The organism is Cytobacillus sp. Hm23 (assembly GCF_051842895.1).
In the GTDB taxonomy this organism is placed as follows: domain Bacteria; phylum Bacillota; class Bacilli; order Bacillales; family SM2101; genus Nanhaiella.
Window position 1 is genome coordinate 56804 of sequence record NZ_JBPXRQ010000012.1, and the last position, 26956, is coordinate 83759.

A 26956-nucleotide genomic window follows, 5' to 3' on the forward strand; every position below is an offset into this window, starting at 1 on the left:
TTCCTCTGATTAGATAAAACAAGGCACGATGTACTTCGTGCCTTGTTTTACTTCTTACTTATTATTATGCAACATCTTTACGATTCTCTACAAGAAAATCAATTGATTTACGAATTTTTAAATCTCCTTTGATGCTATCTAAATTCCCTAACATCTTCTTAATTTCTTCTATAGGCATGTTGTACATACCTGCCATATTTTCAAGTTCTTTTTCAATTTCTTCGTCTGTAACATCAAAATTCTCAGCTTCAGCAATTGCTTCTAAAGTTAAGTTAATTTTAACGCGCTTTTCAGCCTCTTCCTTCATTTGCTCTCTGAGTGCCGCTTCATCTTGACCAGAGAATTGTGTGTATAACTCAAGGTTCATACCTTGCATTTGTAGACGCTGTTCAAACTCTTGAACCATTCTATCTGTCTCAGTTTTAAACATCGCTTCAGGAATTTCTACTTCAGCATTTTCAGCAGCTTTTTCTATTAATGAATTTCTAAGGTTATCCTCTGCTTCACGCTTTTTAGTTTCTTGTAATTTTTCTTTCGTTTTTGTTGATAATTCTTCTAAAGATTCAACTTCATCATCAACATCTTTTGCAAACTCATCATCTAAGACTGGAAGTTCTTTTGCTTTTATTTCATGAACTTTCACCTTAAACGTTGCTGGCTTGCCAGCTAATTCTTCAGAGTGGTATTCTTCAGGGAAAGTTACTTCAACTTCTTTTTCAGCACCTGCTTCTAAACCAACTAGCTGATCTTCAAAACCAGGAATAAATGTACCTGATCCGATCTCTAATGAATAATTTTCAGCTGTTCCACCTTCAAATGCTTCACCATTAACAAAACCTTCGAAATCCATGATTACTGTATCACCGTTTTCAACAGAACCTTCTTCTTTTAAAGTTAATTCTGCTTGGCGTTCTTGAAGTTGCTTAAGTTCATTATCGACATCTTCATCAGTTACAGTAGCATCAAGTTCTTCAACTTCTAAGCCTTTATATTCACCTAATTTAACTTCCGGTTTCACTGTTACCTTCGCTGTGAAAATAAGTGTTTTACCTTTTTCCATTTGTTCAATATCAACATCTGGGCGATCAACTGGTTCAATTCCAGTTTCCTCTACAGCTGCTGAGTATGCCTCAGGTAATAAAATATCTAAAGCATCTTGATATAAAGACTCTACGCCGAACCTTTTTTCAAATAGGCTTCTTGGCATTTTACCTTTACGGAAACCAGGAACGTTCACCTGTTTCACAACTTTGTTAAACGCAGCATCTAGTCCTTCATTAACTTTTTCCGCATCTACTTCAACAGTTAGGACACCTTGGTTCCCTTCCGATTTTTCCCATTTTGCAGACATAAAAATTCCCTCCAACATCTATTTATATGCTTCATTAGTCAAATATGATAGATAACGAATTGATTGTATCATTATCTTTTTGCGCACTTATATGTAGCTTCAAATTTACTACAATACAACCACTACATTATAACACAGAATAATTTGCTTTCAACACAAACTGATTTTTTTATATAAATTAATTAACAGTTAAAGATTCCCAGCTATGTAGCTAGTATGACTATTTAATGTTCAACTCATTTATTATAAAGGAAGGTCCTCAATCTTATAGATGGCTTCACATGCTTGCATTAATTGTTCATTATTTACATCATACTTGGATACTATACTATGTCGGTCATGATCAAACCCCTGCATCTCCAAGGCTATTATATGTAATGCTGCAGCCCAAAGATTTGCTTCCTTAGGTTCAGGGTATAAAGGAAATAAAATGAACAAATGTCTAAACCAAATCTCTTGAATTACTTCATATAAAGTCGGATTTTCATTCAAAACATTCTTTTCCAGTATTGTTAAAACTTCTTTTGTAAAAGGATCCTCTCTACTATCTAAAAGCTCGGTTGGTTTTATTGTTATATCTCGATTAAATTTAATGATACTTATATCAAACTCTACTTCTTGCTCCATTAAAACTTGTAATAAAGCAGATTTAATAAGTGGTGATTTGTTTGGGTTAATTAAATATGTCTCTATAGTTTGTCTCTCACGTCGAACATTTTGATTACGGAGAAGTTGAATTGCTTTCCAGTGTTCTTCAATATCATCGCCTTGGTTGAGCATTTGATCGAAAGTGTCACCTTCGGCAATGTTATCGTTATTACCACTCTCCACATTATTGACATTCATTTTTCTACTGAAGTCTAGAAGTTTAAATAGATTTTCAGCATATTCTGAAGGGATATTTCCCTCTTGAAGTATAGCCTCTATCGTAGTAATGATTTCATTGTAATGCCCTTGCTGTAGCAGAATAGACGTATATATTTGTAAAACTTGATAATAGTCGCCAATTCCTTTTTGCAGCATGCTATTACATATTTCTTTAGCTTCCTCAAATCTATTTAATTCGAACAGGCATAAAACAGTACCTAATTCAATTTCAGGGTGATCTCTTTCTAATTCACCTGCTTGATCAAACAACAAAAGTGCTTCTTGAAATTGCTTATGCTGTAGTTGATCAAACCCCTTTTCTATAAGCCGTTCTTTTAGATTAGGGAAGGGAAGGATATTTTCTCTTTGTTTTCTGTTATCTGCCATCAATTTTACCGCCCTATAGCCATTTTCGTACTTTTGTGTTATTAAGTTTATCAAGTAAGTGAACAGAAAACAAGAAGCGCCTCGGAAAGAACCTAGGCGCCTCTACTACTTATTTAATTTCTCATATTGTGATATGTGTTTTTCATAAACAAAAGTCAAGTCTATTTCATCCCAGCCTTTAATTAACAACTCTTTTCTATATTGATCAATGTGAAATCCTTTACTAAAGCCTTTCTCATCCGATATAATTTGATTCTCTAAATCTATTTGTAAAGTATAGTTAGAACTATTTCCTTCATATAATATATACTTTACATCTTCTCTATCTAATTTAATTGGGAGCAAACCATTTTTTAAGCAATTCCCATAAAAAATATCAGCAAATGATGGAGCGATAATTACTTTAAATCCATAGTCTTGTAATGCCCACGGGGCATGTTCACGAGAAGAGCCACATCCAAAATTTTCATTTGCAACAAGTATTGTTGCTCCAGCGTTTTCCTGTTTATTTAATTCAAAATCAGGATTTAATGTATGATCATCAAGATACCGCCAGTCATAAAATAAATATTGACCAAACCCTGTTCGCTCTATTCTTTTTAAAAATTGCTTAGGTATGATTTGGTCGGTATCAACATTTACACGATCTAACCCTGCTACCTTACCAGTGTGAATATGAAATGGTTCCATACCCCTATCTCTCCTTTAACTTTAAGATAAGTGCTATTTGGGGAATCCCCAGTAGTTCCAACTGCCTACTATGTCACTTTCAAGACTACACAGTAGCTTTTTGTAGTTTTCTAATATCTACAAACCTACCATAAATAGCAGCTGCTGCTGCCATTGCAGGACTGACTAAATGTGTTCTAGCACCTTTCCCTTGTCTTCCTTCAAAATTTCGGTTTGATGTTGAGGCACAACGTTCTCCCTCTGGTACAACATCTGGATTCATACTTAAGCACATGCTACACCCTGATTCACGCCACTCAAAACCTGCTGCAATAAAAATATCTGCTAAGCCTTCCTCTTCCGCCTGACGCTTCACCTCTTGTGAACCTGGTACAACTAGCGCTCTTACCTGACTTGATACCTTGTTCCCTTGCGCAATTTTAGCAGCTTCACGAAGATCGCTTATCCTTGAATTTGTACATGAACCTATAAATACATGTTGAATTTCTATATCAGAAATTTGCGTACCAGCTTGTAAGCCCATATATTGTAGTGCGCTAACTACAGCCCTTTGATCTGCTTCATCATCAAAGTCTAGAGGAGAAGGTATTACTTGCTCGATCGTCACACTCATCCCCGGTGTTGTTCCCCATGTAACAGTTGGGGCTATTTCACTTCCGTCAATTTCAATGACTCTATCAAAGGTTGCATTTGAATCACTTGCTAGATGCTCCCATTTTTTCACAAGTCTATTATACTCTTCACCCTCGGGAATATGCTTCTTTCCTTTTAAATACGAAAATGTTGTTCTATCTGGACTAATTAAGCCAGCTTTTGCACCTGCTTCTATTGACATATTACATATGGTCATCCGTTCCTCCATCGACATATTACGGATTGTATCACCTGTAAATTCAATAATATGACCTGTACCGACATTCACACCATATTCTCCAATAATAGATAAGATGACATCTTTTGCTGAAACACCAGCAGCTAACTTACCATTTATATTGATTTTTAATGTTTTAGGTCGGTGTTGCCATAACGTTTGAGTTGCCAATACGTGCTCAACTTCACTAGTACCAATACCGAATGCTAAAGCTCCAAATGCTCCGTGAGTCGATGTATGGCTATCACCACATACGATTGTTTTTCCAGGCTGTGTGAGACCTAATTGAGGGCCTATAACATGAACAATACCTTGATCAGGACTGTTTAAATCCGCCAAATGAATGCCAAATTCTTCACAATTTTTTTCAAGAGCAGTCATTTGATTTTGTGCGACTTCATCTTGGATGATGTAGCGATTGAAAGTAGGTACATTGTGATCCATCGTCGCAAATGTTAAATCTGGGCGTCTTACTTTCCTATTATTTAAACGTAACCCTTCAAATGCTTGTGGGGAAGTAACTTCATGAACGAGATGAAGGTCTATATACAATAAATCAGGCTTGCCTTCTTCTTGATATACAATATTTTTTTCCCATATTTTTTCTATAATATTTTTTGGTTCCACGAATAAATTCACCTCTCAATAATGTCAAACCTTATTCAAACATCATTCGTGTAAATACACTATATAAGTTTCCACCGAATAGGTCTAAAGACCTATCCGGTGGATGTACAAAGGTTTCCTACTTAAGCCTGCCTATAATTTACGCGTATATTGACATAATGTTTGATATTGCAGCATGGTCTAGTACAGCTGCTTTAATCCGATCAACCATTTCTTCCGTATTAATCGCTCTTTTTCCTTTTTGTACAACATCAGGAGTACGGTGTCCAGCAGCAAGCACTTGATTTACAGCATTTTCAATTGCTTTTGCTTCTTCATCCATTTGAAAGGAGTTTCTTAGCATCATAGCAGCAGACAATATCATTGCTACCGGATTCGCTTTATTTTGACCTGCTATATCTGGTGCTGACCCATGAATTGGTTCATACAAGCACGGACCAGTAGTTGACAGACTTGCCGATGGAAGCATTCCTAAAGATCCAGTCAACATTGATGCTTCATCACTTAATATATCACCAAACATATTTTCAGTTACAATGACATCAAACTGTGTTGGATTTTTTATTAATTGCATCGCTGCGTTATCGACCAACATATGCTCTAATTGAACATTTGGAAAATCTTGCGCTACCTCCTCAGCTACTTCTCTCCACATGCGACTAGACTCAAGTACATTTGCTTTATCAACAGAAGTAACTTTGCTACGACGGTTCTTAGCCAATTCAAATGCAGTGACTAATATTCTCTTCATTTCTTTTCGTTTATAAAAAAGTGTATCTACGACAGATTCTTCTCCTCTATCTATCGTTCGAGCACTTGGTTTTCCAAAATATAATCCCCCTGTAAGCTCTCGTACGATGAGTAAATCAACACCAGTAATTATATTCTCTTTTATTGGTGACGACTCAATTAAACTAGGGTTAAATGATACAGGCCGTAAATTTGCATATAACTCCAATTCTTTACGGATTTGTAATAAGCCCTTTTCAGGACGAAGCTCAGGTGGGTTTTGATCCCATTGTGGTCCTCCAACAGCACCTAACAATACAGCATCACTTTGTTTGCAATCATTTAACGTCTTTTCTGGTAACGGACTGCCTGTTTGCTCAATCGCTGCTCCACCAATTAAGCTATATATAAAGTCAAATTGATGATTAAATCGCTCTCCTACAGCTTTTAATATTTCTACTGCCCCTCTAGTAACTTCTGGACCAATTCCATCTCCGGGTAACACGGTAATTTTCTTTTTCACTTTTTATTCCTCCAATCTCAATTTATCATTGTTAACTTATTGGTTTATTTAGAGGGCATACGATAGTTTTCTTTTGTTAAGCTGTTATTTCATCGTCACTTCTTCTACAGTATTCTTATATTTTTGTAGGTATAATACTCTATTTATCGCATTAATATATGCTTTCGCAGAAGCTTCTAACACGTCTTGATCCAAGCCTCTTCCACTCGTCTCTTCACCATTTACACGAACATTCACATATACTTGTGCTAACGCATCCCTACCTCCACTAACTGATTGTATTTTGTAATCTAATAGTTTTACGGAAGCATGGACCATTCTTTCTAATGTATTGTAAACAGCCTCTACGCTACCTGCTCCAGTTGCCGCCTCTTGAATGATTTCACCTTCCAATCCTTTAAGGGTAATAGTGGCAGTTGGCACTTGGTTAGTACCGTATTGTACTTGTAGAGAAATTAATTCATATTGTGTATCTCCCTTCCCGAATCTTTCCTCTAGCACTAATGCAATTAAATCATCATCAGTAATGTCTTTCTTCTTATCCGCTAAATCTTTAAATAACTTAAACAATGAATTAATTTCTTCATCTTTCACTGAGATCCCTAGCTCTTGAATACGCGTTCGGAATGCATGTCGTCCAGAATGTTTACCAAGCACCATTGCATTTGTATTTACACCGACTAATTCAGGCGAAATAATTTCGTACGTTGTTTTTTCTTTTAACACACCATCCTGATGAATTCCTGCTTCATGTGCAAAAGCATTTTTACCAACTACAGCTTTATTTGGTGGTATGACCATACCTGTTAGTTTGCTTACTAAGTCACTTGTTCTTTTTATTTCATTTAATTGGATATTTGTTTTAGCATTATAGAAATCTTTTCGAATATGAAGAGCTACAGCGATTTCTTCTAAAGAAGCATTTCCAGCACGCTCGCCAATCCCGTTTAATGTTGCTTCTACCTGTGTTGCACCATGTTCAATGGCACTTAGGGAATTAACAACTGCCATCCCTAAATCATCGTGACAATGAGCGGACAAAGAAACTTTTTGAATATTCGGAACATTTTTATTAAGATAGCTGAATATTTCACCGTATTCCTTCGGGGTTATATATCCTACAGTATCTGGAATATTAATGACACTTGCGCCTGCTTCAATTACTGCTGTTATAATTTTTGCTAAAAATGGGAGCTCTGAACGACAAGCATCTTCAGCAGACCATTGAATGATAGGAAACCGCTGTTTGGCGTATTTAACAGCCTCCACTGCTGATTCAAGTACTTGCTCTGGGCTTTGCTTTAACTTATATTTCATATGAATTGGGGATGTTGCGATAAAAAGGTGAAGTCGAGGTTGAGCTCCACCTTTTAACGCATCCCATGCTGCATCTATATCTGATTGAACTGATCGTGAAAGTCCTGTAACTGAACTGTTTTTAATAACAGCTGCAACTTCTCTCACTGATTGTAAGTCACCGCTTGAAGCAGCCGGAAAACCTGCTTCAATAATATCAACACCTAGACGTTCAAGCTGTTTAGCAATTTCTATCTTTTCCGATAAGTTCAAATTGACTCCAGGAGATTGTTCACCATCTCGAAGCGTTGTATCAAAAATTTTAATTGTCTGCACTTGTTCCAACTGCCTCCTTCTTTTGTTTAATAAATGGCATCATTTTTCTTAATTCACGCCCCACTACTTCAATTTGATGCTCATTTTCCCGTTTATTAATCGCTGTAAATTCAGGACGATTTGCTTGATTTTCTAAGATCCATCCTTTTGCAAATTTACCTGTTTGGATATCTTCTAATACTTTTTTCATTTCTTGCTTAACAGAATCAGTGATTACTCTAGGGCCTGATACAAAATCTCCCCATTGTGCTGTATCAGAAATTGAGTAACGCATACCTTCTAAACCATCTTCATACATTAAATCGATAATTAATTTGAGCTCATGTAGACATTCAAAATACGCAAGTTCTGGCTGATATCCCGCTTCTACTAATGTTTCAAATCCAGCCTTAACAAGTGATGTTAAGCCTCCACATAAAACCGCTTGTTCACCAAATAGATCTGTTTCTGTTTCTTCTTGGAACGTTGTTTCAAGTACCCCAGCTCGAGCTGAGCCAATTGCTTTGGCATATGCTAAAGCAACCTCTTTTGCTTCACCTGATACATCCTGATATAGAGCGAATAACGCTGGCACTCCAGCACCTTCTTTGTACGTTCTTCTAACAAGATGTCCTGGACCTTTTGGTGCTACTAAAAATACATCAACGAAGCTTGGTGGTACAATTTGATTGAAATGAATGTTAAATCCATGTGCAAATACTAAAGCATTCCCTGGTTTAAGACCTTGTTCAATTTCTTCTTTATATACTTTCGTTTGAAGTTCATCAGGTAATAAAACCATGACAATATCAGCTTGCTCGGCTGCTTCTTTAACCGATTGTACCGTAAATCCATCTGCTACTGCTTTGTCCCATGAACCACCTTTTCTTAAACCTACTACAACATCTACTCCACTTTCACTTAAATTTAGGGCATGTGCATGACCTTGAGAACCATACCCGATGATTGCTACCTTTTTTCCTGTTAAATAACTATCGTTTGCATCCCCGTTATAATATACTTTTACCATGATTTAATCTCTCCCTTTTTAGACGATTGAATGTGATTTTATATTTGTTACAGCTTTTTGCATACCACGTGCAAATGCTGTTGTTCCTGTTCTAGCTATTTCTTTAATTCCATAAGGTTTTATTAACTCAATGAGTGCTTCAATCTTTGATGATTCTCCAGTTACTTGTATAACTAGGCTATCCTTACTAACATCAAGTATTGATGCTCGAAATGGTTCGATTAAACCATATATTTCATTCCTAGTTGCTGGAGGTGCAACTACTTTAATTAACGCTAATTCTCTCGCAACGATAGCTTGATCAGTTATGTCCATTACCTTCAAGACATCAATTTGCTTATTTAGTTGCTTTGTTATTTGCTCAGCGACTCGTTGATCCTCAACGTGAACAACACATGTTATCCGAGAAACTCCAGCTACTTCTGTTGCTCCAACTGTTATACTCTCGATGTTATAATGACGTTTTGTAAATAAACCTGTAATGCGATTTAAAACACCAGAACGATTATTAACAGTTAATGTGATAATACGTTTCACAATTTCACCCCCACCATCTCATGTAATCCTTTGCCTGGGGCTACCATCGGATAAACATTCTCGTCAGAAGTAACATGGAAATCGATGAGAACTGGTCCATCAATTTCTAAAGCTTCTTGCAACACTTTTTTTGCTTCTGCTTCCGTTGTTGCTTTTAACCCTTTAATTCCGTATGCTTCCGCAAGCTTCGCAAAATCTGGTTGATTTGGAATAAGTGAATGTGAATACCGTTCATCATAAAATATTTGTTGCCATTGTCTAACCATTCCTAATGATTGATTGTTAATAATTACAGCTTTGACAGGTAAATTAAGTTCCTGCATAACTGATAGTTCCTGACAGGTCATTTGAAACCCTCCATCACCGACAATTGAAATGACAGTAGCTTCTCTATCAGCAAGCTGGGCACCTATAGCTGCTGGTAACCCAAAACCCATTGTACCTAGACCTCCAGATGTAACCCACCTATTTGGATATTTAAATTTGTAGTATTGTGCAGTCCACATTTGGTGTTGCCCAACGTCAGTCGTAATAATTGCTTCACCATTTGTATTTTCATAGATTAATTCAATTACTTTTTGTGGTTTAAGTTCGTTCGTATTCTTTTGATAAACTAACGGATATTCTAGTTTTCGGTTCGCTAGCTTCTTGTGCCATTCACTTGAAGGTCCACATTTACCATTTTGAGCAATGAGTTCTTTTATTGCTTCTTTTGCATCTCCAACTACTGGAATTTGCGTCGGTACGTTTTTACCGATTTCAGCAGGATCAATATCAATGTGGGCTACAACTGCATCTGGTGCGAAATGCTTCAAATTACCAGTTACTCGATCATCGAACCTAGCACCTATACTTATGAGTAAATCACATTCATATAGAGCCATATTGGCTGTATATGTGCCATGCATACCCGCCATGCCAAGGGATAACTCATGCTCTGCTGGAAAGCCACCTAAACCTAATAACGTGTGAATAACTGGAATGCTTTGTTGTTCAGCGTATGCCTTCAATTCGTTTGAAGCATTTGCATGAAGAACTCCAGCTCCTGCAAGAATTACCGGTTTTTGCGCTTGACTGACTGCTTCAACTAATTTACGAATTTGAAGATGATTTGGCTCCCTAGTAGGCTGATACCCTGGAAGAGATATTTTTTGATCGTAATCAAAATGACCTTCAAGTATTGCCATATCTTTCGGAATATCAATTAATACCGGTCCAGGACGACCTGTCGTTGCAATATGAAATGCCTCTTTTATCACCTTTGGTACGTCTTTAACATCTCTAATTTGATAATTGTGCTTCGTAATTGGTGTAGTAATTCCTAGAATATCTGCTTCTTGGAATGCATCTGTTCCAATCACTGAAGATGCTACCTGACCAGTAAATACAACAAGTGGTAATGAATCTATCATTGCATCAGTTAAGCCAGTTACAATATTCGTTGCCCCTGGACCAGAAGTCGCAATAACCACTCCCGGCTTTCCAGAAATTCTTGCATAACCTTCAGCTGCATGTATGCCTCCTTGTTCATGTCTTGTAAGTACATGGTCTATACCAGAATCATAAAGTGAATCGTAAATTGGGAGAACAGCACCACCTGGATAACCAAAAATGACTTCAACGTTTTCCTTCTTTAACGCTTCTATTAGCATATAAGATCCGCTCATCTTTGATTTAACGTTATTTCTTACACCTACCTTTACCTTTGCGCCCACGTAATTTCCTCCTTTTTGAACACTCATTTGTAATTGCTGTTTTCGCATTGTTTGTTGTTTCTTGGACTAAAAAAGAAACATGTATAAGACAAGTATTGTGGCATCTTCTCGTGATAACAAATTGGATAGTAACTGTTCTAGATTTTTTAAGTAATGACAATAGCAACAATGTATACGGAAACTTTGTAATAAAAAAAGCCCCTTCACCCCCAACAAACACTCACAATAACAGTAAGTGTAAGGGGTGAAAAGACTTTACTTTCCACGGTACCACCCTTTTTCATGATCATAAGATCATCTCATGAATAGTCTAATGCTATTCCTTTTGATAACGGGTAAATTTTTAAAAATTTCACCCGGCCAACCCTACTATGACGTTCAAGTTGACACTCGGAGGCGAGTTCATCTTTCGATAGTAGCACCGGTTTCCACCAACTCCGGCTCTCTGTAGCTTCCTAACTCGAAGATTACTTATCCTCTTCAACATTTTCTCGTTTTTTCTAAATTTTCAAAATACAAAAGATGTTACAATTCTAAGTCAATGTATATACTAGCCCGCCGTTACTTCCTGGTTTGATTGATAGACCTTTACTCCATCAGAAACGACTTTTTTTCTAAACTCTTCAAGCAGCTTTTTAGTATGTTTTCCTGGCTTTCCATCGCCAATTTCCCTGCCATCTACTTTGACTACAGCAATGACCTCTGCTGCTGTTCCTGTTAGAAACACTTCATCACATGTGTATACATCATGACGAGTAAATGGTTCTTCCTTGACCTCGTAATCTAATTCAGAAGCAATTTCTAAAATTGCATTTCTCGTAATCCCTTCAAGGGCTCCAACATAACCTGGAGGAGTATAGAGGGTGCTATCTTTGACAATAAAAATATTGTCCGCTGACCCTTCTGAAACATATCCTTGATCGTTTAACATTAAAGCTTCACTTACATTTGCCAAATGCGCTTCAATTTTAACTAGAATATTGTTTAAATAATTTAACGATTTAACTTTTGGGCTTAAAACATCAGGTCTATTTCGTCTAGTTGCAACAGTAATAATCTCTATGCCAGTTTCATACAGCTTTTTCGGAAAAAGTGCAAGAGGCTCCACGATAATAACAACTTGAGGTTTACTGCATTTAAAGGGATCTAGACCCAAATCACCAGCACCTCTAGAAACTACAAGACGAATATAAGCATCTTCAAACTTATTTTTTTGGATTGCTTGAACAACTAGATCTGTTAATTCCTCTTCTGTATAAGGAATAGTTAGCATAATTGATTTAGCCGAGCGATATAAACGATCCAAATGTTCTTTCATCCGATAAACGTTTCCGCTGTACACTCGAATACCTTCGAATACACCATCTCCGTATAAAAAGCCATGATCATAAACTGAAATTTTTGCATCTTCTTTTTTTACAAAAGTATCACCTAAAAAAATCCACTGATCACCCATCTTATATCCTCCTTCCCTTTATTATATAGACGCTTTAAATCGATAAATACATAGATATAAAAAAAGTATCCTAAAATGTACCTTTTTGAATGGACTAACACTAGGTATTTATACCGACAAAAAACTAAGGAATTTTAACGTAAAATCAAGTAAAAATATAGATTTTAAAAACTAAAAAATATTGTGACAATTTTTTATTTGAGGACTATCTTACGCTCATTTGTTTAAAGAGTCAATAGTCTTTTGGAGAATTATTTGAAAATTTGTATTTATCACTCAACTTGAATACGCTTACATCACTGTTATTATGAGGTTTTTAAATTTGTGAAACTTTTTAAAAAATAGGTTCAAAAAGTTAGAATGAGAAGCTGGAAATGTGAAGCTTTCAATCAAACCTCATTAATTCGATATAAATTTATGCAATTGAAGTAGTTTCCAATACATAACTTTCATTCATGATCTTCCCTAAAATCAGTATACATTTTAAGAAGTATTAATTATTTCTTATCCATATTACATATTTCTATAACTACTGTAGAGAATATTACTATATAATTTAAATTTTGCGCATTTGGAGGAGAACAAATGACCTTAATACCTCACGATCCGTTCAGACACTTATCAAACATGAGAAGGGACATGGACAGACTATTTTCTAACTTCTCTAACTTCCCTTTTGACTTTACCAATGAGCAAAACTACTTAGGAATGATTAGAGTTGATGTTTATGAGACAAGTAATGAGGTTGTGGCTACGTGTGACATTCCTGGACTAGAAAAAAAAGAGGATGTAAATATTGAAATTGACAACAATGTTTTGAATATTAGTGGCTCTATAAATAGGACTAACGATGTAAAAGATGAGAATTTATACAGAAGAGAAAGACATACAGGTAGTTTTCATAGAGCAGTAGCACTACCAACACCTGTAAGTATTGAGGGAGTGAAAGCAACATACAAAAATGGTGTCCTAGAGGTAACTATGCCAAAAAAAAGCCAAGGCACCAAGAAGAAAATTAATGTTGATTTTCATTAATGAGCAGAGGAGCTTTTCATATTTGCTGAAGTAACATAATTTAGTTGATATACTAATATTTACTTTTATATAGAAAAATATAACAATACTTTACTAGCTATATTAACTATCAGCTTTTTCAAAATATCCACATGACTGCTTCAAAAATTGTCTGTTTTCACATATCATTAGTAGCATAAAAAATGGATGATCAAACAGTTTTCAATACTGTTTGATCATCCATTATCTGTTCAAACCCGTCAAATTAAGGGTTACAATGTTATGTAATGGCGTCCCAGGAGAGATTCGAACTCCCGACCGACGGCTTAGAAGGCCGTTGCTCTATCCAGCTGAGCTACTGGGACAAAAAAATTTGTTTAATTGTTAACGACAAAATTTATTATATAAATATTAGCATTGTTTGTCAATCATTTTTCTGTAATAAATATAAAAATATTTTATATTATTTATATGTTCATCATTATGCTGCTCACAGAGCACTTTACCATTGGTCTAATGGTAAAGTGACTCAGTACTATAGCAGATATAAAAACATGTATTTTATTATTCAAGTATAAATTCGCTTGATAAGGATGGTATAAGCTTGCCTTCAATATTATAGTAATGGACATGGATATGTCTATTTTGTATATGTAGTATAACATATGTTTTTTCTTTGCGCATTCTCGGGAGTCGGAGGCTTCCCGGGTTAATAAATATAATTCCATCAGCCATCTCTGATCCTGCTATGTGTGAATGCCCAAAGCAAACAATCTTCGCATCAACTTCCTTAGCACGATATAAAAGATTCATTAAAGTCATTTTTACATTGTATAAATGACCATGTGTAACAAATATATGTTGCTGTCCACATTTTTCAACTAGATGATCTGGGTAAGCAGAGTCTATATCACAATTTCCTTTAACAGAGTTAAATTTTTGCATTGCCTCAGCATGAGCTTGGAGCTCTGAATCTCCACAATGAATCATCATTTGAACATCATCTTCGTGTCTTCGAGCAACTTGTGTAAGCTCTTCTGATAAGCCGTGACTATCACTTACGACTAAAATTTTCATGTTAGCTTGTCCTCTTCAGTAAATATCTCAGACCATAAATGTGAAAGCTTTTTTAATGCAATAGCTCGATGACTCATTTTATTTTTTTCTTGTTTCGATAATTGAGCCATTGTCTTTTCTTTATCTTCTACATAAAAAATAGGATCATATCCGAAGCCGTTTTGTCCAACAGGGGTGTCCGTAATTCTCCCTTCACATATACCTTCAACAACATGGGTGTCTCCTTGAGGAAAAGCAATAGCTAATGCACAATGAAAACGTCCAGTCCTATTATGAGTTGGTACACCATCCAGCTCCTGCAATACTTTTTCCAAATTGGCTTGATCATCTTTATGTTCTCCAGCATAGCGGGCAGAATAAACTCCAGGGCGACCATCAAGGGCATCTACTGCTAATCCTGAATCATCTGCAATGACTATAGTTTGAAACCGATTTGCTACAGCCTCAGCTTTTATGATTGCATTTTCAGCAAAGGTCTGTCCTGTTTCCTCAATATCTATCGGCTCGTTAATATCGAACAGAGACTTTACTTCAATTCCTTTAGGTTCTAGCATGAACTTAAATTCATTTACTTTGCCCATATTTTTTGTAGCAATTAATACTTGTTTCACTCTAGTTCCCACTTTCATCAGTAGCTGATTTAATATGTTGGACGAATTCTCCTAATGCTTCGCGCTGTTTTTGAATGATTTCATGAATCCCCTCTTCAGCTAAAGATAATAAATTATTTAGCTCATCTCTTGAAAAAGTTGCTTCTTCTCCAGTTCCTTGTAACTCAACAAATTGACCAGCCCCTGTCATAACAACATTCATATCTACTTGTGCTGATGAATCCTCGATATAATTCAAATCTAAAATAGGCCCTAGCTTCGCATCTATCCCAACAGAGGTAGCTGCTAAAAAGTCTTGTATCGGTGATTTTGTTAATTTTTTCTCAGACACTAGTTTCCCAACTGCTAACACAACTGCAACAAAAGCACCTGTAATGGACGCAGTTCTCGTACCACCATCTGCTTGAATGACATCACAATCAACCCAGATTGTTCTTTCGCCAATTTTTTCTAAATCAACAACTGAGCGCAATGCTCTTCCAATCAAGCGTTGTATCTCCATCGTTCTTCCCGATACTTTACCTTTACTAGATTCGCGTATGTTTCTTGAATCAGTCGCTCGAGGTAACATTGAGTATTCTGCTGTAATCCAACCTTTACCTTCACCTCTCATAAACGGTGGAACTCGATCTTCAATACTCGCAGTACAAATGACCTTCGTATCACCAACAGAGATAAGTACTGAACCTTCAGGATGCTTTAAATAATTTGTCTCAATATGTATTTGTCTTAATTGATCTTCGTTCCGTCCATCTACTCTCATTTATAATTCCTCCTCATCAAACATAAAAAAACATAAACACCCCATTCCACCTATAACAATCCCACTCACTTTGGGGAATGGCGAAGTGTTTTCAAGTGTGAAATGCGCAAGCACCCTGGTTATTCCCGACAAGCGCTGGAGTCATAACAACGAAGGCGCTCTTTGCCTTCAGATGCTATGACGAAGCGACTTCGAGGGAATGGGTGCTGGAGCTAGACAACTGCGAAATGCGCAAGGCGACTGCTTATCGGCGACAAGCATAAGTTAAGCTGGCTGGAAGGTTGCTTTTTAACCTTCTTTACAGATTAGCTTATGACCTCGAGCCGGTGGCGCCTGGAGCTAGACAACTGCGAAATGCGCAAGGCGACTGCTTATCGGCGACAAGCATAAGTTAAGCTGGCTGGAAGGTTGCTTTTTAACCTTCTTGACAGATTAGCTTATGACCTCGAGCCGGTGGCGCCTGGAGCTAGACAATAAGAAGAGGTAGCTCAAATACGCCTACCTCTTGTACTCATCTTTATATAGTATATCAAAAAAAGATTTTTAAAAACTATCCATGTTCACATTTTTTGGCCTTGACACTGGTTCGGCTAATAATTCACCTTGTTCATTCACAAGCTCTGCTTTCCCATTTACTTGAATAGCTACCTGTTCTATACCTTCCTGTTCTGTTAGTGTTAGGACTAATGTATCTAATACATTTGTATTAATAATCGGTTCTTCTGAAAAGCTTCCGAGAATATATTCATTAAAATTTAAAATAACTTGCCCGTCTTGGATGATCGGTTCACTCAATAATTCAACTTCATTATTGATTGCCCCTAATAATTTTGATGTGTAACTAGGTCCTTCAACTAATTCATTAATGACAGCAACGATGCTATTTTCTTCTGTGTTCTCTACTCTTCTAGTAACAGGAACATAGTAGATTGAATCAGCATTTTCCGCTAAGAAATAGACTGTAACAGGGTATGAATTTGTAATATCAGCAACTTCATTTTCATCAAAATTAATACCGTGCTCTCTGCTAACCCCTTCCCCAATCGGTGTTCCGTTCACAGGCATTACAGATTGATCGTAACCATTTATCCTTATTTGTACTTTATCAATTGTGTCAAATTGAGTTAATGTCCATGTGATTGCTTGTAATATTTTTAGTTCATCTTCTTTATTGTACTCTTGAAATTCCTTTGAAAAATCTGCAATTACTGTTCCACCTTCTACTATGTTCACCTCAACTGATGTACCTGCAGGTAATACAGCTCTGAATCCATTAGGAAGCATATCCTCTACTGGCCCATCTTGTACCAAGTATTCTAAAGCTTGCTTTGCTGGACCTTCTACTATCGGTAACTCTACTGTTTGTGGAACGACCATCCCATATTGATCTAGCAGAAATAATTCACGTTGAACAGTGTCTGCCACTCCATCTTCCTGTACATCAACACTTACACCTGCTTCTTGTTCTGAATCCATTACACTTTCTCCGTCAGTAAATTCCCCTTCCTCCAAATAAGTTGTTTCTTGAGGTGGATCAATCTCAAGGCCTTTATCTTCTCCACCAAAAAGACCACATCCAGCTAATAACACTGATAATGTTAATATAGCAGTAGTCATTTTGAGTGTTTTCCATGTTTTCATTTATCTTCCCCCTTACATCAGTTTGTACTACTATGTATACGAGCTGTTTTTATTTTTAGACCGATAAAAAAGAAAAAACCCTCTAGCTTGGCTAGAGGACGTGAAATAAAGCATCTCATTTAATTGTTTTATAAACTAATAGTTTCTATATTATCAATAGGGTGCCCGAATAAATTTGAAGCAATTTGTTGGAAAATCTCCTGTGCACCTGTTGTAAGGAATAGATGATTATTAATACCATCTTCATCATTTAATAATCCGCTATGGTATAGAATCGTGCTGACTTCCCGAGCAGTCTCATCTCCCGAACAAATAATATTCACTCGTTCTCCCATAAATTCACTAATTAAATGACTTAGAAGTGGGTAATGAGTACAACCTAAAATAAGTGTATCAATACTTTTATTTTTTAATTCTACTAAAGTTTCAGCAACCACTCTTTTCGCTCGTTCCCCTTCGTAGTCACCACTCTCAACGAGTGGTACAAATCTAGGGCATGCAAGTGATTCTACATAAACTTTGTGGTTAATAGACTCTAATGCTTGTTTATAAGCTCCACTAGCGATTGTACCTACAGTACCGATTACACCTATATGATTATTGCTTGTTATTTTTAGTGCAGTCCTAGCTCCTGGATGAATTACACCAACAACAGGTATACTTAGCTCATGCTTTATTTCTTCTAATACTGCAGCTGTAGCAGTATTACAAGCAATGACAAGCATTTTAATATCATATGTTAGCAAGTAATTTGTCATTTCCCATGTATATTTCCTGACTTCTTCACTAGGCCTCGGCCCATAAGGACATCTAGCAGTATCTCCTAAATAAATGATTCTTTCTTTAGGTAACTGACGATTGATTTCTTTCGCAACCGTTAGTCCCCCTACTCCTGAATCGATAACTCCAATCGGTCTTAACAAAAAATCGCCTCATTCTTATCTCGTTTCTTGATGTATATTTAAAGTGTCACCTTATTTTCTAACTTTTTGAATTGAAATGCAAGTATTTCACAAGGTGAAGCATAACTACTAAATTGTATAATAGCTTTTTAACCTTAGACAATCATATCGCCTTAAGTATCGTTTGCCGATAAAATCGAAGCAGTCATTCCTAGCTGAATAAGTCACAGTGTATATAAAGAAGCGTTCTATGAAACTAGTTATATGCACATATTGCAATATATGTTCCTTAAACCAGCTCCAAACGTATATGGACATAAAGAAACTTAATACGAAGCAAATACCCCAAACAATTAACAATTCAGTGAACTCGATCTGTAAAGTAAAAGAGTTAATAAAATACTTGATTATATAATAATCAACAACGAATGGAATCGATATAACTGCAGAGTACAATAGTATAAATTATACTCTGCTAAAGTTATTCAACACCTTAAATTTCTTCAATTAATAACCTCCAGTATCAAATCATCAAGTTACATCTTAGATTGTGTAATCCACTACTTATATTTTTACACATAAATATTATATGTCGATCTCGTTTGCTGACAGAAGTTGCTTATAAAATAAAGGCATATAAATAACCGGCCTCCCTATGTAAGGTAAGCCGGTATACATTAAAGCTTAAGTTCACCCATTCGCAATAGCTCGACTACTGCCTGCGAACGCCCCTTAACTCCTAGCTTTTGCATGGCATTTGAAATATGATTTCGAACAGTTTTCTCGCTAATAAATAATTCACTAGCAATTTCTTTTGTTGTTTTATCTTGAACTAACAATTCAAATACTTCTCTTTCTCTTTTAGTGAGTAACGGCTTTGGTTGAAACTCCTTCTCCTTCAAATATTGTAACCCTCCTTGCTAAAGGTACGAGCTGAACTAGCGGATGGGTATATATTTAGTCATGTTATCTTATGTTTGAAGGAGTATGGCTGTGATTATTTTCGTCCAAAATGTACGAACATCTTGCTTTTCTTTTATATGACACTACATATTAGAGTTTATTTTCTCAGTTATTAAGTAAACAGTAATGAATTGCTTAATTAGGTTATATGTAATGGGTTGTTTTAATTAATCGTAATTATCAGTTGACCAGGTGCAAGCTCCTATAGAGGTGATTATAAAAGACTGTTTTCGTTATGAGAGCTATACTCAAATAAACATTTTTTGCTTACTAAAGACTATAAAAATTATATAATAAACATCAGTTGCTCAAATGCAAGTAAAAAAAAGTGACAACGTTTACGAAAAGAGCCTTAAAAAAATATTAAAAACCAGCTAATTGTGAATTTGTAGACGTCGTAGAGGTGGGAGCTATATCGAATATTTGACGTAAGTATGTGTTTAAAAATAGACTATTTGGATCTAAGTCATTTCTTAACTGCAAGAACTCATTCCAAAATGGATATACTTCTTTTAGTGTATGTGCTGTTAGTGTATGCATCTTCCCCCAATGAGGTCTGCCGTTATATTTTCTGCATATTTGTTCAACACTACGAAAATAATCTTTGTATTCCATTCCTTTGTACATATGAACAGCAATATATGCAGAGTCTCTCTCAAATGCTGGGCTTAGCCATATATCGTCTCGTTTAACATAGCGACATTCTATTGGGAAATGCACGGGGAACTTTTTTTCATTAATCATATCCTTTATTTCTGTAAGCACATTGGCAAGCTGATTAGCTGGAATATTATATTCCATTTCATTGAATTTAACATCTCTTATTGATGCAAAAACTTTATAGCTATCGTCGATGGCTCGCTCATTCGGAACTACTCTTCCCGACAATCTGCTTACTGATTTACTTAACGAAGGTATTAAACGACACCCTTCTGATAACACCCTGTACAACCCATTTTCAATAAATTTTTTATTAAATGAATCTGTAATATTTTTTTTCGTTGTATCATCGTTTGTTTTATTAACAAATTTTGCTTGAACATATTTGCTATATGGAAACCAAAAAAATTCAAAATGTCGATTTTCGGTTTTATATTTGTCTAGATTTTGTAGGCAATCATCTAAGTACATTCGTTTGCTCTCTAACAGTAATTTATATGCTGGTAGAACCTTCAACTTAAGTTTAACAATAATCCCTAAAGCACCCAATGATAGCTGTAAAGCTTTAAACATTTGAGTGTTTTTATCCATACTACATTCTAGTAACTCTCCCTTCCCAGTTACTACAGTCATTTCAACAACTTGTGTAGCCAAACTACTAAACTGGATTCCCGTCCCATGAGTACCAGTACTTATAGCTCCAGCTATCGATTGAGCATTAATATCACCCAAATTTTCTTGTGCATATCCAAGTTTGTGAAGAGCCTCACCCAAAACATGCAGCTTTGTTCCTGCCCAAACAGAAACAATATCATTCTCTCGGTCTGTTTGTTCTACCCCTTCAAGGAGATCCAATGAAAGTAATAGATCGTTTGTTGCTACTAATGATGTAAATGAGTGACCAGAACCAACCACACGTATAGCCTGATTAGTTTTGTTACATTGTTTAACGATTAAAATGATTTCTTCAATGCTTTTTGGGTACATGACCTTTGCAGGTTTACTTACAACACTCCCAGACCAGTTCTCCCACCTCTGTACTTCTACAGCTTTAACGGAGTTCACAGTCGTCCCCCTCACTATACAATTTATTCTCAAATTCTTATCTATCATATTTAAATCTCATTAATATTATACTAAATCTTCAGAAGAATCTAAAGAAAACATATATTATTCACTTAGTTTTTATTACAATATAATTATAGGTAAAATTCTTATGATAGTGATAGTTGCAGTATTTGTAATAACAAACGTATTAATAAAGGAGAATGTACATGGCAATAAAAGTCGCAAAATGGATAAGTTATATCATTCTATCAATCGCACTAATTTTTATCATTTTTTTGATTTATGTGACAGTTACAGATTATAAACCTGCAGAAAAAATTTCACTTACAGTTAATAACCAAAGTGGAAATATGCTTAAGGCAAATGAACCTTTTACGATGACTACTTTTAATATTGGTTATGCAGGGTTAGATAAGGAGCAAGATTTCTTTCTAGATGGTGGAAAAATGTCAAAATCAAGTAGCAAAGAACAAACTTTGATAAATTTAGAAGCGATAACGTCATTCATAGAGGATAAAAAATCTGATATTTATTTATTACAAGAAGTTGATACTGATTCTTCACGTAGCAATCACATTAATCAAGTTGACCATATTTCAAAGAAATTACCTGATTATAGTTATACGTATGGTGTAAATTACAAAGTCCCTTGGGTACCAGTACCAATCCTAGATCCAATGGGATCGGCAAATAGTGGTATATTGACTTTATCAAAATACAACATTGAACAAAGTACTAGATTTGCATTAGCTGGAAAAGAAGACTGGCCTAGACAATTATTTGATTTGGACCGTGCATTTACCGAAAATAGAATTCCTATCGACAATGGAAAAGAGCTGATTCTTATTCACCTACACTTATCAGCATACGATAAAGGTGGGAAGGTGAGAAAACAGCAATTACAATATTTATCTCAATATTTAGCAAATGAGATACAAAAAGAAAACTATTTAATATTAGGTGGAGACTGGAATCATGTTATTCCTGGAACAGATCCTTATTTATTCGAAACAACAGAAGAGTGGCCTGTTTGGCTGCAAGAATTCCCTGAAACATTTAAACCCGAGGGCTTCCAATGGATAGCAGATCAAAATGTTCCAACTAGCCGCACAACCCAATATCCATTTAGAGAAGGAGTGAATTTCTTAGCTGTAATTGATGGTTTCTTAGTGTCTCCAAATATTGAAGTTATAAATGTATCAGGAGATTACTTAGGATATGAAAACAGTGATCATAACCCAGTGACCGGAGAATTTATTTTAAAATAGTAATGCTCGCTTCACTTTGTTGCTATTGTTATATAAACAGTAGAATGAGGTTAGATGCCACCTGCATCTTTTTAGAGAAGAAAAGTTACTAAAGCTTGTTGTTATGCAAGTTCATTTCATATTAAATTTATGGGAGATAGATAGCCTTAAGACTTTGTTCATATTTTTAGCTAGACTTAGTATGAAAGCATAATCAATAAGAAAACAAAAAACCTCTTCAAACGTTGAAGAGGTTTTCATTACTAATTAAACTCGATCACTTCCAAAGAAATTCTTAAATGATTGAATAGCTGTATCCCTATTTAAGGATGCAATTGATGTAGTTAATGGAATTCCTTTTGGACATGATTGGACACAGTTTTGGGAGTTCCCACAATTCGCTAGACCACCTTCACCCATAAGTGCATCTAAACGCTCGCCCTTGTTCATTGCTCCTGTTGGATGTGCATTGAACAAGCGAACTTGTGAAAGTGGAGCAGGTCCAATAAAGTTTGATTTACTGTTAACGTTCGGACAAGACTCTAAGCACACACCACATGTCATACATTTTGATAGTTCATAAGCCCATTGACGTTTCGTTTCAGGCATACGTGGACCAGGTCCTAAATCGTACGTTCCATCAATCGGAACCCAAGCCTTAACTTTTTTCAATGAATCAAACATTCTACTTCTATCAACTTGTAAATCACGCACGACTGGGAATGTTCTCATAGGCTGTAATCTAATCGGCTGCTCTAATTTATCAACCAAAGCTGTACATGATTGCTGTGGCTTTCCATTTATGACCATTGAGCAAGCACCACATACTTCTTCTAAACAGTTCATATCCCAATTAATTGGAGCTGTTTTATTACCATTTTTATCTACCGGATTTCTGCGAATTTCCATAAGTGCTGAAATGACATTCATGTTCGGTCGATATGGAATTTCAAACTCTTGTTCATAAGGAGAAGAATCAGGCTCATCTTGTCGTGTAATAATAAATTGAACGACTTTTTGCTCACTCATCTTACTTCTCCCCCTTCTTTTTCTTCGTATAATCACGCTTACGTGGTTCAATCAATGATACATCAACATCTTCGTAACTAAATTCTGGTGCTGATTTATGATCAACAAACTTTGCCATCGTTGTTTTTAGCCATTCATCATCATTACGATCAGGGAAGTCAGGCTTATAATGAGCACCGCGACTTTCGTTTCGATTATATGCACCAATCGTTACAACACGTGATAATTGAAGCATATTTTGAAGTTGACGAGTAAATGATGCACCTTGGTTACTCCATTTAGCTGTATCATTAATATTAATATTATCAAAACGTTCGATAAGTTCTTGTATTTTTTCATCTGTTTTTAGTAGCTTATCATTGTGCCTAACAACTGTTACATTATCGGTCATCCATTCTCCAAGTTCTTTATGAAGAATATAAGCATTTTCATTACCATCAAGATTTAAAATATTATTCCACTTTTCAGTTTCTTGCTTCTCAAAGCTTTCAAATAAAGTAGAGGATATATCTTCAGCACTTTTCTCAAGACCATTAATATATTCAACAGCTTTTGGCCCAGCGACCATACCTCCATAAATTGCTGACAGTAATGAATTTGCACCAAGACGGTTAGCACCGTGTTGAGAATAATCACATTCTCCTGCAGCAAATAGGCCAGGTACATTTGTCATTTGATTATAATCTACCCATAAACCACCCATTGAGTAATGAACAGCAGGGAAGATCTTCATCGGTAATTTACGTGGATCATCACCCATAAATTTTTCGTAAATTTCAATGATACCACCAAGCTTAACATCAAGCTCTTTAGGATCTTTATGTGATAGGTCTAAATAGACCATATTTTCTCCATTTATTCCTAGTTTTAAGTCAACGCACACATGGAATATTTCACGTGTTGCAATATCTCGTGGAACAAGATTTCCGTATGCAGGGTATTTTTCCTCAAGGAAATACCATGGCTTTCCATCCTTATACGTCCATACACGTCCACCTTCGCCACGTGCTGATTCACTCATCAGTCTTAGCTTATCGTCGCCTGGGATAGCTGTTGGATGAATTTGAATAAACTCACCATTCGCGTAACTAACACCTTGTTGATAAACAATCGACGCTGCTGATCCAGTATTAATAACTGAATTAGTTGACTTCCCAAAAATGATTCCAGGTCCACCTGTCGCTAAAATAACTGCATCGGCTTTAAATGATTTAATGTCCATTGTTTTTAAATCTTGACCGACGATACCACGGCAAGTCCCATCGTCATCAATGACAGACCCTAAAAATTCCCAACCTTCATATTTCGTTACAAGCCCACTCACCTCGTGGCGACGAACTTGCTCATCTAATGCATATAGCAGCTGTTGACCAGTCGTTGCACCAGCAAATGCCGTTCTATGATGCTGCGTTCCACCAAATCGACGGAAGTCTAGTAATCCTTCTGGTGTACGGTTAAACATGACGCCCATACGATCTAATAAATGTATAATACCAGGTGCTGCATCACACATTGCTTTTACCGGTGGCTGATTTGCTAGAAAGTCTCCACCATAGACTGTATCATCGAAATGCTCCCATGGTGAATCTCCTTCACCTTTTGTATTTACGGCACCGTTAATACCACCTTGTGCACAAACAGAGTGAGAACGTTTAACTGGTACTAATGAAAATAGATCAACCGCTACTCCTGCTTCTGCAGCTTTAATTGTTGCCATTAAGCCAGCTAGCCCACCGCCGACTACAATGATTTTTCCGTTACTCAAAGTGACTCACCCCTTTAATTGCTTACTTAGATTCAAGTGAATGCTAAAATCGTACGAATACCTACATATGAAAGTGCTACAAACACACCGATCGTTACATAAGTAGAAATTTGTTGTGAACGGGGAGTTACGGTAATTCCCCAACTAACTAGGAATGACCATAATCCATTTGCAAAATGAAAAATAGTTGAAATAACACCAACGATATAAAAACCAAGCATGATAGGGCTTTCTAAAATATTCGCCATCATATCATAATTAACTTCTGCACCGAAAGCTGCTTGAACTCGGGTTTGATAAACATGCCAAGTAATGAAAATTAACGTAATAACCCCTGATATACGTTGTAATAGGAACATCCAGTTTCTGAAAAAACTATAATTGCTTACATTATTTTTAGCTGTGAAAGCAATATACAGCCCGTATATCGCATGAAATAAAATAGGAAGAAAAATGACAAAAGCCTCTAAAACATAGCGATATGGCAGACCTTCCATAAAGTGAGCCGCTTTATTAAACGCCTCCGGACCTCTTGTCGCAAAGTAGTTCACAGTTAAATGCTGAATTAAAAATATCCCTACTGGAATGACTCCTAATAGTGAATGTAATCTGCGATAAAAGAATTCACGATTATTTTCCACAGTTATACCCCCTTTGAGTTGAATCATTTTTTTGAAAACTTAAAACAAAAGTAAAATAAAATAAAATCCCATCCCCGTTACTTATGATGAGGAAAAAATAAAAAATGAATAGATTGCATTTTTTATCAATATAATGTAACAAATTTATTGTACTCTCATCATTATCAAGCGTCAAGAAAACGTGTTCATAAAATATTCATGAATTTTCTTTTTTTTCGTCATAATCAATCAAATTGCACCGTAATTTTCCATATTCCGGTGAACCACTCTTCATAAAAGACGAACAATCTGTATCCTTAAAAGTTTTCATTGAAAGTAAACAAAAAACTTATGCCTTAATGCTGCTATTGTTATATAATAATTTGATGAAGAGGGGGGCAAAATGAAGAACTTAATCCATACCGAAGAACATACAGAAGAAAACAATACATCCGTACCTGCTTTTGGGTTAGATATCTATAGAGAACATGTGCTTCCGAATATTTTTCGAAAAGAATTATCATTTATTATGTATTTATCAGGAAAAGATCTAGCTAGAAAATTTCCATGTAATAATATTGATGAAATCATGTCATTTTTTCATGAAGCTGGATGGGGGAACTTATCCACTGTAAAAGAAACAAAAAACGAGCTACACCTCGAATTAAATGGACAGCTTGTTGAAAAACGCTTATCATCTGACAATATAACCTTTCAACTAGAAGCTGGTTTTTTAGCGGAACAAATTCAAGGACAAAAACAAATGATTACAGAAGCTTATGAGCAGCAAAAGCCTCGATCGAAAAAAGTGATTTTCACTGTAAAATGGGATAGGCATGATATCATTTCTTCATAAACAGCCAGCTCTTCATTAAATTATATTCAATGTAGGGTCGCTCTTTTCGTAAACTATGATACTATTTTCCTAAACTAGAAGATAATGATGTTGTTTTACGCAACAGTCATCGTTTTATAGAAGAAAAGATACTGTGAAATCTAGGTATGAACAACAACTATCTATGTGAAACAAAAAGACAAATCTGTTTGTTATTTCTTAGTACGATAAATAAGTTATTTTAACGATAGAGACCCTGACGGATATTATCAGGGTCTCTAACTCAATTTTGGCTCCTAATTGTTATGTGATTGTCATCGATAATAAACATAAATGATATGAATAATTAAATCAGCTTAAAAATAGT

The 26956-nt window shown here is 35.8% G+C and carries 23 protein-coding genes, 1 tRNA gene and 1 other annotated feature; of the genes, 3 read left to right on the forward strand and 21 right to left on the reverse strand.

Annotated elements, in window-relative coordinates:
• Positions 1-64 precede the first annotated feature (64 nt).
• The 10 genes from tig to ilvE all read right to left on the reverse strand — a co-directional run bounded on the left by tig (position 65) and on the right by ilvE (position 12394).
• Entirely contained in the window at positions 65-1351 is a 1287-nt protein-coding gene (gene tig / locus ACSVDA_RS09855) for a trigger factor (RefSeq protein WP_485882803.1), read from the reverse strand.
• 243 nt (positions 1352-1594) lie between these two features.
• Positions 1595-2605 (reverse strand): tetratricopeptide repeat protein, encoded by a 1011-nt coding sequence (locus ACSVDA_RS09860; protein ID WP_485882805.1) that lies wholly within the window; start codon positions 2603-2605, stop codon positions 1595-1597.
• A gap of 105 nt (positions 2606-2710) precedes the next feature.
• Complete coding sequence (gene leuD, locus ACSVDA_RS09865; protein ID WP_485882806.1) at positions 2711-3295, reverse strand: 3-isopropylmalate dehydratase small subunit; 585 nt, start codon at positions 3293-3295, stop codon at positions 2711-2713.
• A gap of 85 nt (positions 3296-3380) precedes the next feature.
• Positions 3381-4793 carry a 3-isopropylmalate dehydratase large subunit gene (gene leuC, locus ACSVDA_RS09870; protein ID WP_485882808.1) on the reverse strand — a complete coding sequence of 471 codons (1413 nt, stop codon included), beginning with the start codon at positions 4791-4793 and terminating at the stop codon, positions 3381-3383.
• A 139-nt stretch (positions 4794-4932) separates the two neighbouring features.
• Entirely contained in the window at positions 4933-6045 is a 1113-nt protein-coding gene (gene leuB / locus ACSVDA_RS09875; RefSeq protein WP_485882810.1) for a 3-isopropylmalate dehydrogenase, read from the reverse strand.
• 84 nt (positions 6046-6129) lie between these two features.
• On the reverse strand, positions 6130-7677 hold the full coding sequence (locus tag ACSVDA_RS09880; RefSeq protein WP_485882812.1) for a 2-isopropylmalate synthase: 1548 nt from the start codon (positions 7675-7677) through the stop codon (positions 6130-6132).
• The gene (ilvC, locus tag ACSVDA_RS09885) at positions 7664-8686 is read right to left on the reverse strand and encodes a ketol-acid reductoisomerase (protein WP_214481516.1); all 1023 of its coding nucleotides are present in this window, start codon (positions 8684-8686) and stop codon (positions 7664-7666) included. Before ilvC ends, ACSVDA_RS09880 begins: the two co-directional genes overlap by 14 nt.
• A gap of 18 nt (positions 8687-8704) precedes the next feature.
• Positions 8705-9223, reverse strand: a complete 519-nt coding sequence (gene ilvN, locus ACSVDA_RS09890) for an acetolactate synthase small subunit (RefSeq protein ID WP_214481520.1) — start codon at positions 9221-9223, stop codon at positions 8705-8707.
• Entirely contained in the window at positions 9220-10890 is a 1671-nt protein-coding gene (gene ilvB / locus ACSVDA_RS09895) for an acetolactate synthase large subunit (protein ID WP_485882909.1), read from the reverse strand. The genes ilvN and ilvB overlap by 4 nt, the downstream gene beginning before the upstream one ends.
• A 285-nt stretch (positions 10891-11175) precedes the next feature.
• Positions 11176-11431: a binding site (T-box leader), on the reverse strand.
• A gap of 57 nt (positions 11432-11488) precedes the next feature.
• Positions 11489-12394 (reverse strand): branched-chain-amino-acid transaminase, encoded by a 906-nt coding sequence (gene ilvE, locus ACSVDA_RS09900; RefSeq protein ID WP_485882814.1) that lies wholly within the window; start codon positions 12392-12394, stop codon positions 11489-11491.
• Between the two features lie 585 nt (positions 12395-12979).
• Here ilvE and ACSVDA_RS09905 point away from each other — a divergent pair.
• Positions 12980-13429 (forward strand): Hsp20/alpha crystallin family protein, encoded by a 450-nt coding sequence (locus ACSVDA_RS09905; RefSeq protein WP_485882816.1) that lies wholly within the window; start codon positions 12980-12982, stop codon positions 13427-13429.
• Between the two features lie 267 nt (positions 13430-13696).
• On the opposite strand, the gene ACSVDA_RS09910 is transcribed toward ACSVDA_RS09905, so the two are convergent.
• The 8 genes from ACSVDA_RS09910 to ACSVDA_RS09945 all read right to left on the reverse strand — a co-directional run bounded on the left by ACSVDA_RS09910 (position 13697) and on the right by ACSVDA_RS09945 (position 21090).
• Positions 13697-13773, reverse strand: a tRNA-Arg gene (locus ACSVDA_RS09910).
• A 199-nt stretch (positions 13774-13972) separates the two neighbouring features.
• Entirely contained in the window at positions 13973-14485 is a 513-nt protein-coding gene (locus ACSVDA_RS09915; protein ID WP_485882818.1) for a metallophosphoesterase family protein, read from the reverse strand.
• Positions 14482-15096: an XTP/dITP diphosphatase gene (locus tag ACSVDA_RS09920; RefSeq protein ID WP_485882820.1), complete on the reverse strand. Its 615-nt coding sequence runs from the start codon at positions 15094-15096 to the stop codon at positions 14482-14484. The genes ACSVDA_RS09915 and ACSVDA_RS09920 overlap by 4 nt, the downstream gene beginning before the upstream one ends.
• Before the next feature lies 1 nt (position 15097).
• Positions 15098-15859 (reverse strand): ribonuclease PH, encoded by a 762-nt coding sequence (gene rph / locus ACSVDA_RS09925; protein ID WP_485882821.1) that lies wholly within the window; start codon positions 15857-15859, stop codon positions 15098-15100.
• A 543-nt stretch (positions 15860-16402) separates the two neighbouring features.
• Complete coding sequence (locus tag ACSVDA_RS09930) at positions 16403-17500, reverse strand: GerMN domain-containing protein (RefSeq protein ID WP_485882823.1); 1098 nt, start codon at positions 17498-17500, stop codon at positions 16403-16405.
• Between the two features lie 128 nt (positions 17501-17628).
• On the reverse strand, positions 17629-18423 hold the full coding sequence (racE, locus tag ACSVDA_RS09935; protein WP_485882825.1) for a glutamate racemase: 795 nt from the start codon (positions 18421-18423) through the stop codon (positions 17629-17631).
• Between the two features lie 656 nt (positions 18424-19079).
• Positions 19080-19304, reverse strand: coding sequence for a spore germination transcription factor GerE (gene gerE / locus ACSVDA_RS09940; RefSeq protein ID WP_214481537.1), 225 nt, complete (start codon positions 19302-19304; stop codon positions 19080-19082).
• Positions 19305-19728: 424 nt separating this feature from the next.
• Positions 19729-21090 (reverse strand): D-arabinono-1,4-lactone oxidase, encoded by a 1362-nt coding sequence (locus ACSVDA_RS09945; protein WP_485882826.1) that lies wholly within the window; start codon positions 21088-21090, stop codon positions 19729-19731.
• A 209-nt stretch (positions 21091-21299) separates the two neighbouring features.
• Between ACSVDA_RS09945 and ACSVDA_RS09950 the strand changes: the two genes are divergently transcribed.
• The gene (locus ACSVDA_RS09950; RefSeq protein WP_485882828.1) at positions 21300-22361 is read left to right on the forward strand and encodes an endonuclease/exonuclease/phosphatase family protein; all 1062 of its coding nucleotides are present in this window, start codon (positions 21300-21302) and stop codon (positions 22359-22361) included.
• A 246-nt stretch (positions 22362-22607) separates the two neighbouring features.
• Here ACSVDA_RS09950 and sdhB read toward each other — a convergent pair whose 3' ends face one another.
• From sdhB to ACSVDA_RS09965, 3 genes are read right to left on the reverse strand one after another with little or no spacing between them, the layout of a single operon-like run.
• A complete protein-coding gene (gene sdhB / locus ACSVDA_RS09955) occupies positions 22608-23369 on the reverse strand; it encodes a succinate dehydrogenase iron-sulfur subunit (RefSeq protein WP_320207715.1) in 762 nt (253 codons plus the stop codon).
• A gap of 1 nt (position 23370) precedes the next feature.
• Positions 23371-25134, reverse strand: coding sequence for a succinate dehydrogenase flavoprotein subunit (gene sdhA, locus ACSVDA_RS09960; RefSeq protein WP_485882830.1), 1764 nt, complete (start codon positions 25132-25134; stop codon positions 23371-23373).
• A gap of 32 nt (positions 25135-25166) precedes the next feature.
• A complete protein-coding gene (locus tag ACSVDA_RS09965) occupies positions 25167-25775 on the reverse strand; it encodes a succinate dehydrogenase cytochrome b558 subunit (RefSeq protein WP_320207713.1) in 609 nt (202 codons plus the stop codon).
• A 382-nt stretch (positions 25776-26157) separates the two neighbouring features.
• On the opposite strand from ACSVDA_RS09965, the gene ACSVDA_RS09970 reads away from it, so the two are divergent.
• Complete coding sequence (locus ACSVDA_RS09970; RefSeq protein ID WP_485882832.1) at positions 26158-26610, forward strand: YslB family protein; 453 nt, start codon at positions 26158-26160, stop codon at positions 26608-26610.
• The last annotated feature ends 346 nt before the right edge of the window (positions 26611-26956 follow it).